At 60.7% G+C, this 13,258-nt stretch carries 9 protein-coding genes and 1 tRNA gene; 7 read left to right on the top strand and 3 right to left on the bottom strand.

The window, feature by feature from the left end:
- The first annotated feature begins 3 nt into the window (after positions 1-3).
- From PMA3_RS13930 to PMA3_RS13920, 3 genes are read left to right on the top strand one after another with little or no spacing between them, the layout of a single operon-like run.
- The gene (locus PMA3_RS13930; RefSeq protein ID WP_064677692.1) at positions 4-1,374 is read left to right on the top strand and encodes a cbb3-type cytochrome c oxidase subunit I; all 1,371 of its coding nucleotides are present in this window, start codon (positions 4-6) and stop codon (positions 1,372-1,374) included.
- 35 nt (positions 1,375-1,409) lie between these two features.
- The gene (locus PMA3_RS13925; protein ID WP_102136415.1) at positions 1,410-2,204 is read left to right on the top strand and encodes a CbbQ/NirQ/NorQ/GpvN family protein; all 795 of its coding nucleotides are present in this window, start codon (positions 1,410-1,412) and stop codon (positions 2,202-2,204) included.
- Entirely contained in the window at positions 2,205-4,226 is a 2,022-nt protein-coding gene (locus tag PMA3_RS13920; RefSeq protein ID WP_064677691.1) for a nitric oxide reductase activation protein NorD, read from the top strand.
- Positions 4,227-4,311: 85 nt separating this feature from the next.
- Here PMA3_RS13920 and phaP read toward each other — a convergent pair whose 3' ends face one another.
- Positions 4,312-4,875, bottom strand: coding sequence for a TIGR01841 family phasin (gene phaP, locus PMA3_RS13915; protein ID WP_064677690.1), 564 nt, complete (start codon positions 4,873-4,875; stop codon positions 4,312-4,314).
- 253 nt (positions 4,876-5,128) lie between these two features.
- Here phaP and PMA3_RS13910 point away from each other — a divergent pair, with 253 nt between their 5' ends.
- Positions 5,129-7,825 carry a DUF3141 domain-containing protein gene (locus PMA3_RS13910; RefSeq protein ID WP_082930324.1) on the top strand — a complete coding sequence of 899 codons (2,697 nt, stop codon included), beginning with the start codon at positions 5,129-5,131 and terminating at the stop codon, positions 7,823-7,825.
- 24 nt (positions 7,826-7,849) lie between these two features.
- Here the strand turns inward: PMA3_RS13910 and PMA3_RS13905 are convergent, their stop codons facing one another.
- Positions 7,850-8,887: an AraC family transcriptional regulator gene (locus tag PMA3_RS13905; protein WP_064677689.1), complete on the bottom strand. Its 1,038-nt coding sequence runs from the start codon at positions 8,885-8,887 to the stop codon at positions 7,850-7,852.
- Between the two features lie 260 nt (positions 8,888-9,147).
- Between PMA3_RS13905 and phbB the strand changes: the two genes are divergently transcribed.
- The 3 genes from phbB (at position 9,148) to phaC (ending at position 12,929) form a co-directional block, all read left to right on the top strand.
- Positions 9,148-9,894: an acetoacetyl-CoA reductase gene (phbB, locus tag PMA3_RS13900; RefSeq protein WP_064677688.1), complete on the top strand. Its 747-nt coding sequence runs from the start codon at positions 9,148-9,150 to the stop codon at positions 9,892-9,894.
- Positions 9,895-9,950: 56 nt separating this feature from the next.
- Positions 9,951-11,129 carry an acetyl-CoA C-acetyltransferase gene (locus tag PMA3_RS13895; protein ID WP_064677687.1) on the top strand — a complete coding sequence of 393 codons (1,179 nt, stop codon included), beginning with the start codon at positions 9,951-9,953 and terminating at the stop codon, positions 11,127-11,129.
- Between the two features lie 96 nt (positions 11,130-11,225).
- Positions 11,226-12,929 (top strand): class I poly(R)-hydroxyalkanoic acid synthase, encoded by a 1,704-nt coding sequence (phaC, locus tag PMA3_RS13890; RefSeq protein ID WP_064677686.1) that lies wholly within the window; start codon positions 11,226-11,228, stop codon positions 12,927-12,929.
- Between the two features lie 231 nt (positions 12,930-13,160).
- On the opposite strand, the gene PMA3_RS13885 is transcribed toward phaC, so the two are convergent.
- Positions 13,161-13,256 (bottom strand) — tRNA-Sec (locus PMA3_RS13885).
- Positions 13,257-13,258 lie beyond the last annotated feature (2 nt).

The raw sequence follows: 13,258 nt of genomic DNA, 5'->3' as shown, positions 1-13,258 counted from the left end.
ACCATGCGCTACAGATCTCAATCCGTCGCCTACTGGTACTTCGCCGTGGCCATGGTGCTGTTTGGCCTGCAACTGGTATTCGGCCTGCTCTCGGCGGCCAAATACCTCGGACCCGACCCGCTGCTGGACCTGTTGCCCTTCGATGTCACCAAGGCCATTCATACCAATCTGTTGATCGTCTGGGTGCTGACCGGGTTCATGGGCGCGACCTACTGGATGGTGCCGGACGAATCCCGTGGCGAGTTGCACAGCACCCGACTGGCCTACATCCAGCTCGGGTTGTGGACGGCCATGGGCGTCACCGCTGTCCTGGGCTATCTGTTCGGGTACGGCACCGGGAACAAACTGCTCGAACAGCCGCTCCCGCACAAGATCGTGATCGTGATCTGCATGTTGATGTTTCTCTACAACATCGGCATGACCATCAGGAAAGCCGGACGCTTCACCGCCACCGAAGGCGTGCTGCTGCTGGGCCTGGCCAGCGCCGCCGTGCTCTACCTGCCGGCGTTGCTGCATTATGAAAATTACGTGGTGTCGATCTACTACCGCTGGTGGACGATCCACCTGTGGGTCGAAGGCGTCTGGGAGATGATCCAGGGCGGCTTCCTCGCCTATCTGCTGATCAGACTGTCCGGCGCTGATCGTGAGGTCATGGAGAAGTGGCTGTACGTGATTGTCGGCCTGGTGTTCATTGCCGGCATCCTTGGTACCGCCCACCATTACTACTGGATCGGCGTGCCCCATTACTGGCTGCCACTGGGCGGCTTCTTCAGTGCGCTCGAACCCATGGCGCTGGTCGGCATGGCGATCTACGCCTACAACGCGATGCGCCGCTCCGGTCTCTCCCACCCCAACAAACTGGCCTTGCACTGGACCATGGGCAGTGCCGTGTTCACGATGTTCGGCGCCGGTCTCCTGGGGCTGGCCCACACCTTTCCCGATGTCAACAAATGGACCCACGGCACCCTGATCACCGCCATGCACGGCCATGCCGCCTTTTATGGAGCCTACGTCATGATTGTCCTGGCTATGATCACGTATGCGCTACCGGGCATGACCCGTCGTCCCGTGGAGGAAAGCAGCATCGGTTATTGGGCATTCTGGTTGCAGTTGGGCGGCATGTTCGGCATGACCCTGTCATTTGCTACCGCAGGTATCGCCCAGGTGTACCTGGAACGTATTCTCGGCATGGGCTACCTGGATGTGCAGCTGAAAATCCAGGTGCATTTCCTGATGCTGGTGGCGACAGCGTCGATGTTCAGCCTGGGTGTAGGGCTGTTCATCTTCGATTTTTTCCGCCATGCGCCGCAATTCAATGTCGATGAAGCCGACCCGGTGCTGGATAAGCCTCGAACATCAGGCGCAGCGTTGTGATGGAGCGCTCACCTGTGCAGCACACTTTGTCAGCCATGGCGTCCGTAGCGCCGCCGGTCGAACCCTACTACCAGCCCTGCGGCGACGAGGTGGCGATCTTCGAGCAGTGTCACGCCCGGCAACTGGCGATCATGCTCAAAGGGCCCACCGGGTGTGGCAAGACCCGCTTTGTCGAGCACATGGCCTGGCGACTGAAACGGCCGTTGATCACCATTTCCTGCCATGACGATTTAAGCGCCAGCGACCTGGTCGGGCGCTTCCTGATCGGTCATCAAGGCACCCATTGGGCGGAAGGCCCGCTGACACGAGCGGTACGCGAAGGCGCGATCTGCTACCTCGACGAAGTGGTCGAAGCGCGGCAAGACACAGTGGTCGTATTGCACCCGCTGACCGACCACCGGCGCATCCTGCCACTGGACAAGATCGGCGAGATCCTCGAAGCCTCGCCCCATTTTCAACTGGTGGTGTCTTACAACCCCGGTTACCAGCGGATACTCAAGGACCTGAAGCCGAGTACGCGCCAGCGCTTCGTGGCGCTGGATTTCGACTTCCCACCGGCCGAGCGCGAGATCGCCATCGTTATCCATGAGGGCGCAACCGACTACGCTACCGCCCACGCCTTGGTCACCCTCGCCCATCGGCTGCGCGCCTTGCAAGACCGGGGCCTGGCGGAAGTTCCCAGCACGCGCCTGCTGATCGCCACCGCCCGCTTGATCACCAGCGGCATTGCCGCTCAGGCCGCCTGCCGGGCCGCGTTGATCTCACCGCTGTCCGACGACGCGGTGCTGGTGGCGGCCATGCGCGACCTGGTTGACCTGACTTTTATCTAGATGGCCGAAGCCGAGGACCTCATCACCGATGTCGCACGCCATGCAACGGTGTACGCCCAGGCGCTATGGCGCCGCCACCGGGCCCCCGCCACACGTGCAAAAGTCGTCACCCTGGCGGATATCGCACAACACCTTGATTTACTGATCCAGGCTCTGTTTGGCACCCACTATCCGCTGCGCGTCGCACAACCGCCCTCGCCCCCCACGCTGCTGAAAAAGCTTTTTCTGCGGGGTGAGAACCCGTGTCGACAACGCGCCGTGCCGGCGACCGACGGTGCGTCTATCTGGTTGCCGGAGTCTTCGGGTTGCGACGATGGACTGCTCACCACGCAACGTTTCAGGACCCAGGCCTTGCAACAGGCGATGCGCGCGCAAAGGGGCAGTGCCGCCCATCTGCCGGAGCTTGCCGATCCGATGCAACGCAGCGTCTATCTGCTGCTCGAAGCCTGGGCTGCCGACCGGGATCTGGTGCGATTGCTGCCGGGGCTGGCGGCACCGATCCGGGGGATGCGCCAGCAGGCGCTGGCCATGCGCCCGCCGCTGCAGGCCTTTGCCGAGCATCGACGGCCCCTGGAAAACCTGCTGCGTCGAATACTGGCCACTGAATGCGGCGAATCTGTGGAGGGGCTGGCAATACCCGCCACCGCCACCGATTCGCTGCGTCAGGCACAAACCCTCGCGGCAAGCCTCTTGTCCGCCGACGTAACTCACCGGCATTGCGCACATCTGTTGCTGCTCGATGCCTGGACCGGCGACTTGCGCGAGCCGTCGGCCCAACAAGAGGTGCCGACGCTGCCCGGCGCCATCGACATCACTGACACGCTGCCACGCAGCGCCCGTCTCGAACGCCAGCCAAAGGTGCGCGAGGCCCGGGCCGACGAAGACAACGATCAGGAACAAGGCCCGTGGATGGTGCAATCCGCCGAGCCCCTGGAAAAGGCCGAAGACCCCATGGGCATGCAACGCCCGGTCGACCGGGATACGGACATCCCGGCAGATGATTTTGCCGACGGATTGTCCGAACTCGACGAAGCCCGACTGGTGGTCGCAGCAGGCAGCCCCAAAGAGGTGTTGCTGAGCGACGATCCACCTCAGACCCGCGTACGACACCTGGCACCTGCGCTTGCCGAAAACGCAATCAGCTACCCCGAATGGGACTATCGCACTCAGGTCTACCGTGATCCGGGTACAACCTTGCAGGTGTGCCCCACCCATGAAGGCCCGCAGCAGTGGGTCGACCAAACCCTTGAAAGCCACCGGTCGATGCTCGCTGCCATCCGCCAGCATTTTGAAAAGCTGCGTGCTCAACGCATCAGGTTGCGCAAACAAATGGACGGCGATGACATCGACCTGGAAGCCTATATCGACGGTTGTGCCGAGGCCCGCGCCGGCTTGAGCATGCCCCAGGCGTTGTATCAGTCCCAGCGGCGCAGTCGGCGCGACATGGCGATCATGTTGCTGATTGACGTCAGCGGCTCCACCGACAGCTGGCTGTCGCGCCATCGCCGGATCATCGATGTCGAGCGCGAGGCGTTGCTGCTGGTCTGTCTGGCGCTGGAAAGCCTGGGCGAACCCTATAGCGTGCTGGCGTTTTCCGGCGAGGGGCCGCAGCGGGTGACGATCCGCACCCTCAAGGCTTTCGACGAGCGCTACAGCGCTGCCGTGGGTCGGCGCATTGCCGCACTGGAACCGGAGCGCTATACCCGGGCAGGTGCAGCCATTCGCCACGCCAGTACCTTGTTGATGCGACAAGCGGCGACCCACCGGCTGCTCTTGCTGCTCTCCGATGGCAAGCCCAACGATGTCGACCTGTATGAAGGCCGCTATGGCGTGGAAGACATGCGCCAGGCCGTGAACGAAGCCAGGCTGCAAGGTATCTATCCGTTCTGTCTGACCATCGACCGTCAGGCCGCAAGTTACCTGCCGGCGGTATTCGGCTCGCGGCAATATGCCTTGCTGCCCCAACCTGAACTGTTGCCCGGCGTACTGCTCGAGTGGATCAAGCGCCTGCTGTCGGCCTGAGCCCTGCCGATCAGTTTGTTCCAGGCGAAAAAAATGGCGATGGGGAGTAAACCCATCGCCATCGGTACAGCCGGCTTGCTAAGACTTACTTGTTACCAGTCTTGGTGCTTGCTTCCGGAGCTGCTTTGGTGGCTGCGGCAGTCGCTTCGGCGAAACTGGTCTGAGCCGTTTCGGAAGCCTGCTTTGCGGCTTTCTGTGCGTTTTCAAATGCAGTGCCGGCACTTGCCAGGCCCGACTTGAACGCGTTCACTACTGGCTCGGAGCCGGCAGGTGCATTCTTGCTGATCGCTTCAACAAACTCTTGTACTTGCTGGGTGCCGGCTTCGACCTGGCTGGAGGCCAGCTTGGCGATGTCCGACTGAGTTTCTGCGATCAGCGCCTGAACCTGGCGATTGAACTCGGTCAGGCGTTCGGTTTGCTTGTTCGGCTGGGTGAAAGAAGCCTGCAGCTCGGCGAAATCTTGTGGACCACGAACGGCCAGCAGCTTGCGAACACCTTCGAACTGCTCTTCGGAAGACTCGCGCAGGGCCTTGAACTGCAACTGGCTGAGCTGTTCAACGCTGGCGAAGACCTTGCCGCTGATTTGCTGGATCAGGTCGAGGTTGGCTTTCTGAGTGGCTTGCAGTTTTTCCGAGTTGAAAAAAGACATGCTTGAATCTCCTGGTACTGGAAGGCCCAAATGGGCCAGAGGACGCGATAGCGATCCTGCCAGACATCGCGTTAGCCTTGATATTGCAGTGCACAAAACATTTTGGCAACCCTTATTTTGTGCAGCGCAAAATAAACCTTGTCAGCGCTGCCCTTAATAGGTCTAAACTCCTTACCATCAGACGGCCGGCCCAGCCTTGTTCAATAAAGGGCTGGATGCGTCGCTTCCCTTATTAAGGCATCAGGAGATCACGATGGGTCAGGAACAACATATTGCGTTGCAAGATGAAAGGCTTGCACCAGGCTCAGGGTTGTTCGAACACCTGAATCACCTGCAACGCCTCAATACCCGCAACGTGCTCGACGCCGTGCAAAAGCGCCAGGCAAAAACCTTCGACCCTTCAAGTCTCGGGCAACTGAGACAGCCTACCGCACAGCAATGGCAGGAATATTTCACTGATCTGGGCCAGCGCACCGTGCTGTTCTGGGACACCTTGCGTCAGCGCGGCGACAACACCCTGGCGCACGAACGGGCCGGATATCCGCTGCTGCTCAAGTTCGATCATGAAACTGTGGTCGCCGGTGCAGACCTGCCCCGCCCGGTCAATTACTCGCTGTTGCAGGTTTTCGGCGGCTCCGGCAAAGCGATAGACAGCACTAAACCGCCGGTGATCATCATCGATCCACGGGGCGGTCATGGCTCGGGCATCGGCGGTTTCAAACAGGATTCGGTCATCGGCGAAAGCCTGCGGGCCGGTCATCCCACCTATTTCATTTCCTTCAGTCACTCGCCAAGACCGGGGCAGACCCTGGCGGACATTTCCGCCGCCCAAGCCCGGTTCATCGAAGTCGTCAGTGCCCGGCATCCGGCCAGTAGCAAACCGGTGGTGATCGGCAACTGTCAGGCGGGTTGGTCCTTGATGGGGTTGGCAGCCTCCCGGCCGGAATTGCCGGGGCTGATCATCGTCAATGGCGCGCCGCTGTCCTACTGGGCCGGCGTCAATGGAAAAAATCCGATGCGCTACACCGGCGGCTTGCTGGGGGGCGGCTGGATGGCGCGCCTGGGCAGCGACCTGGGCAACGACCGTTTCGACGGCACCTGGCTGGTGAGCAATTTCGAAAGCCTCGACCCGGCGCACAGCTGGTGGGGCAAGTACTACCACCTGTTCAGCGAGGTCGACAGCGAGGCCCCGCGCTTTCTGGACTTCGAGCGCTGGTGGGGCAGCCCGACGCTGCTCAACGGCGAAGAAATCGAAATGATTGTCGACGACCTGTTCATCGGCAACCAGTTGTCCGGCGGCCTGGGGCGCAAGAGCAGCGGACTGGACCTGAAACGCATCGAAGTGCCGGTGGTGGTGTTCTGCTCCTATGGCGACAACATCACGCCGCCGCAACAGGCGCTGGACTGGATCAGCGACGTCTACCCCAGCGATCTCGCCCTGCAACATGCCGGGCGCACCATCGTTTACCTGCGCCATGCCAGCATCGGCCACCTGGGTATCTTCGTGTCCGGTGACGTGGCCCGGCGCGAACACCGGGAACTGCTCGGTGCGGTCGACACCATCAATGCCTTGCCGGCCGGACTCTATGAAATGTTGATCGAAGATTTGCCGGAAAACTCGGCGACAGCCTATGCCGTGCGTTTCGAACCGCGGCGCATCGCCGACATTCATGGCGACGAGAAGCCGCGCCGTGACGACGATCGCGAATTTGCCCTGGTCGAACGCGCATCCGCTTTCAACAACAACCTCTACGACGGCTTCATACGCCCATGGTTGCGGCAGTGGATCAACGAACCGGCCGCCGAAGCGATCCGGCGCTCGCACCCCTTCCATCAGCAACAAGTGATGTGGAGCAGCATGAATCCGGCCTTGTGGTGGCTATCCGCCAGCGCCTCCCAGGTGAGCAAGGATCGTCAGCCTGCCGCCCCGGACAACCCCCTCCTGGCCTGGCAGGCGCTGTTCTCCAACCAGATTCAGGATGCACTGGACAGTTACCGCGATCTGCGCGATGCCACCCAGGAGCTGTGTTTCTACGGAATCTATGGGGTATTGAACAGCCTCACCGGTAATGCACCCGGACGCAATCTGCAGGCACATGCCGAGCAGCACGACAAGCTTGTGTTCGAACGCCTGCAGGACGCGCTGCCCGTTGGCGGCTTGATGGAAGCCTTGATCCGCATCCTGTTTCTGCTGGGCCGCGACAGCGACGAGCCCGGCCAGCAAAGCGTCGAGAAACTGATCCGCAAATTGCAGGTGCCGCTGCAGGATAAAGGTGCTGCGCCAATTGACCTGCGCGAAACCTTGAGCCTGCAAAAACTGCTGGTCGCCACCTATCCGCAGGAAAGCGTACAAAGCCTGCCGTTGATGCTGCCCGAAGCCGTGGAACGCCAACAAGTGTTGGCGGCGGTGGCCAATCTGCTGCCGGCACTGCTGACCGGTGCTGAACATCCGGTCTGGCGTGAGCTGCACACGCTGCTCAATGTGCCTTTGCCCGGTTTCAGCGCAATCCAGACGTCAAGTGAAGCCAAAGCGCAAACCCGAGTCGTCAAGCAGGAACCTGCGGTGGTAACACCTGAGCCGATCAAACCAAAAGCTAGCCTGGCAACACCGCAGCCTGTCGAGAAAAAGGCTCCCGAGGCAACACTTGAGCCGATCAAGCAAAAAGATCCCGTGGCAATCGCTGAGCCGATCAAGCAAAAAGCCGTGGAGGTAATACCTCAGCCAGCCGAGCAAAAAGCTCCCGTGGTCACACAACAGCCAGTCGAGCCAAAAGCCCCGGTGGCAACACCTGAGCCGATCAAGCAGCAAGTCCCGGTCGTGGCGACCAAGCCGCAACCCACCAAGCCGACCGAGCCAACAGTACCGTCAGTGCTTCCTAAACAGGCCGCCAAAGCTGTGAAGCCGGTGCGCACCTCCAAAAAAGGCGTAAAAAAACCTCCAACCAAATAGCTGGATCACCGATGAGAGGCCGCGTCACATCCGCGCGGTCTCCTGGATCTCGAAGGATTCATCGGCCCGGTACTGACCCGGTGTCATGCCGAACCAGCGGCTGCAGGCTTTGTTGAAGCTGCTGTGGTCATGGAAACCAAGGAGATACGCCACATGCTTCATGTTGAAGTGAGAATGGCGCAGGTAGAAATCGGCCAGTTGTCGGCGCACCGCGTTCTGCACGTCCTTGAATTGGGTCCCGTCCTTTTCCAGCGCGCGTTGCAGGGTGCGCTTGCTGAGGTTCAATGCCGCGGCGATCGACTCCATGTCGCATTGCCCCTGGCCATGACTCAAACGCTCGGTGAGCAGTGCGCGGATTTTGCCGACAATGGAGAAGCCACACAGCGAATCCAGCTGCGCCTCGGCGAAACTGTCGTGCAGGACCGCCAGCGCCTCATTGGCCATGCTCAACGGGTGCAGCAGTTCCTGGCCGTCAAACAGAATGCTGTCGTAGGCCGAACCGAATTGCAGGTCGCAGCCGAACAGCCGCTGATGCTCGGACGTGTCTCGCGGTTCGGGATAGCTGAATTCCACACTCAGGGGCTGCGGCAACGTGCCGTCGCCCAGCCAGCGGCAGAAGCCCAGCAGGGAAGCCAGCCCGGCATCGGCATATTGCCGAGGCTTGATCGAGCCGGACTGTTGATGATCGAGCGAGGCCATGCGGTAGTGCTCCCGCTCCGGGACAAAAAACAGGCTGAACCCGGTGCCGATCAACGGGCTGAATCGCACCAGGCGTTCCAGCGCCCTTTTCAGGTTCAGGCTCGACATCATGGTGTAACCGACAATCTGAAAACTGCCGGGATGAAAATGGCCGTAGGCTTTCAAACCGATGTCCGGATCGCCGCTGGCCTGCGCCGCCAGTTGCCAAAGCCGATAGATCACCCTTCGCTCGCACGATGCTCCCGGGGTGTGCGCAATGTTCAAATCCAGTCCAGCCTCCTGACAAAGGTGGGCGACATCCAGTCCTTCCGCTGACAGCGTATTGACCAGCACGTTGGCGTAACCGGAACTCATTCTATACATGGCGTCCTCATTGACCTGTGGAACCGAACGTCCTGTCCGGAGCCATAACTGATCTGCGTTCAAACAAAATATTACCCGGCGGCTCAATGTGCAGAATTGATCTCAGTATAGGTCCTGCTCATCTTTTGCCAGCGGATATAAAAAACCTGCATGGCGCCGTTGGACACCAGACAGTCACCTCCCAACACTTCCGCATCCCTCGCCAATACCGAACAATCACCCCCCATCCTGCAACGCAAAATATAGAAAGGAAAGACTGTATGAAATCGCTTGGTCGTATTGCGTTGGTTACTGGCGGTATGGGTGGGATCGGCACGGCGATTTGTCAGCGCCTGCACAACGAAGGTTTCAAAGTCATCGTGGGCTGCAGCTCCGATTCCGCCCGCAAGAATGAATGGGCAGCGAGCCAGCTGGCGGCGGGTTATCAGTTCGAATTCATCTACGGCGACATCACCGATTGGGAGTCCACCCGCAAGGCTTTCGAGATGGCCCGTGAACAATTCGGCGCGGTGGATGTACTGGTCAACAACGCCGGCATCACCCGTGACGCCTCCTTCCGCAAAATCACTCCGGAAGACTGGAACGCCGTCATCAACACCAACCTCAACGGCATGTTCAACACCACCAAACAGGTGATTGAAGGCATGTTGTCCAAGGGCTGGGGCCGGATCATCAACATCTCCTCGATCAACGGCCAGCGTGGCCAGTTCGGCCAGACCAACTACAGTGCGGCCAAAGCCGGCATCCACGGCTTCACCATGGCCCTGGCCCGTGAAGTCTCAGGCAAGGGCGTGACCGTCAACACCGTCTCCCCTGGCTACATCCAGACCAGCATGACCGCGGCCATCCGCCAGGACATTCTCGACACCATGATCGCGGCCACTCCGGTCGGTCGTCTCGGCCAACCCGAAGAAATCGCCTCGATCGTCGCCTGGCTGGCATCGGATGAATCGGGCTACAGCACCGGCGCCGACTTCTCGGTCAATGGCGGCATGAACATGCAATAAGCCTGTCAGGGCATGGACGCCCTGCTCCCGCTTGACACAATTCTATGAGGTTTTGCATGAACGAAGTCGTAATCGTTGCCGCTACGCGTACCGCCATTGGCAGTTTCCAAGGTTCCCTGTCCGCCATTCCCGCCACCGAACTGGGCGCAGCAGTGATTCGTCGCCTGCTCGAACAGACCGGTGTCGATGCTGCACAGGTCGATGAAGTGATCCTCGGCCAAGTGCTGACCGCAGGCTCCGGGCAGAACCCGGCACGCCAGTCGGCGATCAAGGCCGGCTTGCCCCATACCGTCCCTGCCCTGACCCTGAACAAAGTCTGCGGCTCCGGCCTCAAGGCGGTCCAGCTCGCGGTCCAGGCAATCCGTTGCGGCGACGCCGAACTGGTGATTGCCGGCGGCCAGGAAAACATGAGCCTGGCCCCCTATGTGTTGCCAAAGGCACGCACCGGCCTGCGCATGGGTCATGCGCAACTGCAGGACAGCGTGATCCAGGATGGCTTGTGGGATGCGTTCAACGACTACCACATGGGCATCACCGCTGAAAACCTGGCCAGCAAGTATGAGCTGAGTCGCGAAGACCAGGACACCTTTGCCGCGGCCTCGCAGCAGAAAGCCTCTGCAGCCATCGAAGGCGGTTTTTTCAAGGCTGAGATCACCCCGATCCTGATTCCCCAGCGCAAGGGCGATCCGCTGGTCTTCGACACCGATGAACAACCGCGCCCGGGCAGCACGCTCCAGGCCCTGGGCAACCTCAAGCCGGCGTTCCAGAAAACCGGCACCGTCACCGCCGGCAACGCGTCGACGCTCAACGATGGCGCCGCCGTACTGATGCTGGCCAGCGCCGCCAAGGCCCAAGCCCTCGGCTTGCCAGTGCTGGCGCGTATCAAGGCTTATGCCAGTGCCGGTGTCGACCCGTCGATCATGGGCATCGGCCCGGTGCCTGCCACCCGCCTGGCCCTGACCAAGGCCGGCTGGAGCCTGGACGACCTGGACCTGATCGAAGCCAACGAAGCGTTCGCCGCGCAATCGCTGGCCGTCGGCAAGGAACTGGGTTGGGACATGAACAAGGTCAACGTCAACGGTGGCGCGATTGCCCTCGGGCATCCGATCGGTGCATCGGGCGCGCGAATCCTGGTCTCGCTGGTGCATGAACTGATTCGTCGCGATGGCAAAAAAGGTCTGGCCACCTTGTGCATCGGTGGCGGCCAGGGCGTCAGCCTGGCCATCGAGCGCTAGACACACCGAACTGCTTTCTTGGCTGCAGCCGCAGCGCCGAATTCCGGCGCCGCGGTTTTTTTCTGTCTGGTTTTTTTCATGTGGGCAAGGAGTTCCATGGACAATAACGCACACACTTTCAACACTTTCTGGTCCGGCCAGGTTCCGTTCGCTGCCTCTTTTGCAGTGCAACAGTTACGTCTGTGGGTCGCTACCAATCCGTGGTTCACCGGGCAAGACCACGACGCCTGGTTCGACGTGCCACGCAGCACCCTGGACAGCCTTCAGTCGGATTATCATCAGCAATGGGCTGAACTCGGCCAGCGTTTACTGACCGGACAGGCCTTTACCTTCGACGACCGCCGGTTCGCCAGCGGTAACTGGAGCCAGCCGTTGTTTGGTTCCCTCGCCGCGTTTTACCTGCTCAATGCCAGTTTTCTGCTGAAGCTGGTCGACCTGCTGCCGATCAACGACAAGAAACCACGTCAGCGTCTGTTGTATCTGGTGGAGCAAGCGATCGCCGCCGCTGCCCCGAGCAATTTCCTGGCCAGCAATCCCGACGCGCTGCAACGGCTGGTCGATACCCAGGGCAGCAGCCTGGTCACCGGCCTGATGCACCTGGCAGCCGACCTGCAGGAAGGCAAGATGCGCCAGTGCGACGCCGCTGCTTTCAAAGTGGGTGTCGACCTGGCCAATACCCCTGGTGAAGTGGTGTTCGAGAACGAACTGTTCCAGCTTCTCCAGTACTATCCGCAAAGCGAAACCCAATACCGGCGCCCGGTGTTTATCGTTCCGCCAGCGATCAACAAGTACTACATCCTCGACCTGCGCCCGGACAACTCGATGGTTCGCCATCTGTTGCAGCAGGGCCACCCGGTGTTCCTGATGTCCTGGCGCAACTTTGACCAGGCACATGCCGGCACCACGTGGGATGACCTGGTCGAAACCGGCATTATCAAAGGCCTGCAGGTGACCCGCGAAATCAGCGGCGAGCAACGGCCCAACTGCGTTGGTTTCTGCATCGGCGGCACGCTGCTGGGTTCGGCGCTGGCCGTATTGGCGGCCCGCGGCGACAAGGACATCGCCAGCGTCAGCCTGCTGACCACTTTCCTCGATTACCTCGATACCGGTCCGATCGATATCTTCGTCGACGAGCAACTGGTGGCCTACCGCGAGCGCACCATTGGCGGCGTCAATGGCCCCATCGGTGTGTTCAAGGGCGAGGACATGGGCAATACCTTCTCGCTGCTGCGCCCCAACGACCTGTGGTGGAACTACAACGTCGACAAATACCTCAAGGGTCAGAAACCGATCCCGCTGGATCTGCTGTTCTGGAACAACGACAGCACCAACCTGCCGGGGCCGATGTACTGCTGGTACCTGCGCCATACCTATTTGCAGAACGACCTGAAATCCGGTGACCTGGATTGCTGCGGGGTCAAGCTGGACCTGCGCGCCATCGACGCCCCGGCCTACATCCTCGCCACCCATGACGACCACATCGTGCCATGGCGCAGCGCTTACGCCAGCACCGATTTGCTCTCCGGAACCAAGCGTTTCGTGCTTGGCGCTTCAGGGCATATCGCCGGCGTGATCAATCCACCGGCCAAGGAAAAACGCCACTACTGGACCAACGACCAGGTCAACCAGGACCCGGAAAGCTGGTTCAGCAATGCCAAACAGCATCCGGGCAGCTGGTGGAACGATTGGTTCGTCTGGCTGGCCGATCAGGCCGGGGAACGCCAGCCTGCGGTTTCGCACGCCGGTAACGAGCAGTACCCGCCGCTGGAACCGGCACCTGGGAGTTATGTGAAGCAGTGATCTTCAGCCCCGCGCTTTAAGCTGAGCGCGATGCTGAATGGGCTGCCGCCTTCGCGAGCAAGCTCGCTCCCACAGGGGATTTTGGTGTCCGGGAGATGTGTGCCTGGCACCGTCTCAATGTGGGAGCGAGCTTGCTCGCGATAGCGGTGTGTCAGTCGCTGAGATGTTGAATGGGCCGCCTTCGCTGGCAAGCCAGCTCCTACAGGGGTTGGGGTGCCGGAGATTTGAAAATGGCGGAAGGCAGCGGGAGTCGAACCTGCCCGGGAACGGATGCCGTCCCCAACCGGGTTTGAAGCCCGGCCGCGCCACCGGGCGCGATTGCCTTCCTG

The organism is Pseudomonas silesiensis (assembly GCF_001661075.1).
GTDB classification, from domain to species: Bacteria; Pseudomonadota; Gammaproteobacteria; order Pseudomonadales; family Pseudomonadaceae; genus Aquipseudomonas; species Aquipseudomonas silesiensis.
This window is presented reverse-complemented; position numbering and strand designations above follow the sequence as displayed.

What these genes read in the sequence shown, in the direction of transcription:
- PMA3_RS13930 (WP_064677692.1), top strand. Translation starts at nt 4, where the DNA reads ATGCGCTACAGATCTCAATCCGTCGCCTACTGGTACTTCGCCGTGGCC.
- PMA3_RS13925 (WP_102136415.1), top strand. Translation starts at nt 1,410, where the DNA reads ATGGCGTCCGTAGCGCCGCCGGTCGAACCCTACTACCAGCCCTGCGGC.
- PMA3_RS13920 (WP_064677691.1), top strand. Translation starts at nt 2,205, where the DNA reads ATGGCCGAAGCCGAGGACCTCATCACCGATGTCGCACGCCATGCAACG.
- phaP (WP_064677690.1), bottom strand. Translation starts at nt 4,875, where the DNA reads ATGTCTTTTTTCAACTCGGAAAAACTGCAAGCCACTCAGAAAGCCAAC.
- PMA3_RS13910 (WP_082930324.1), top strand. Translation starts at nt 5,129, where the DNA reads ATGGGTCAGGAACAACATATTGCGTTGCAAGATGAAAGGCTTGCACCA.
- PMA3_RS13905 (WP_064677689.1), bottom strand. Translation starts at nt 8,887, where the DNA reads ATGTATAGAATGAGTTCCGGTTACGCCAACGTGCTGGTCAATACGCTG.
- phbB (WP_064677688.1), top strand. Translation starts at nt 9,148, where the DNA reads ATGAAATCGCTTGGTCGTATTGCGTTGGTTACTGGCGGTATGGGTGGG.
- PMA3_RS13895 (WP_064677687.1), top strand. Translation starts at nt 9,951, where the DNA reads ATGAACGAAGTCGTAATCGTTGCCGCTACGCGTACCGCCATTGGCAGT.
- phaC (WP_064677686.1), top strand. Translation starts at nt 11,226, where the DNA reads ATGGACAATAACGCACACACTTTCAACACTTTCTGGTCCGGCCAGGTT.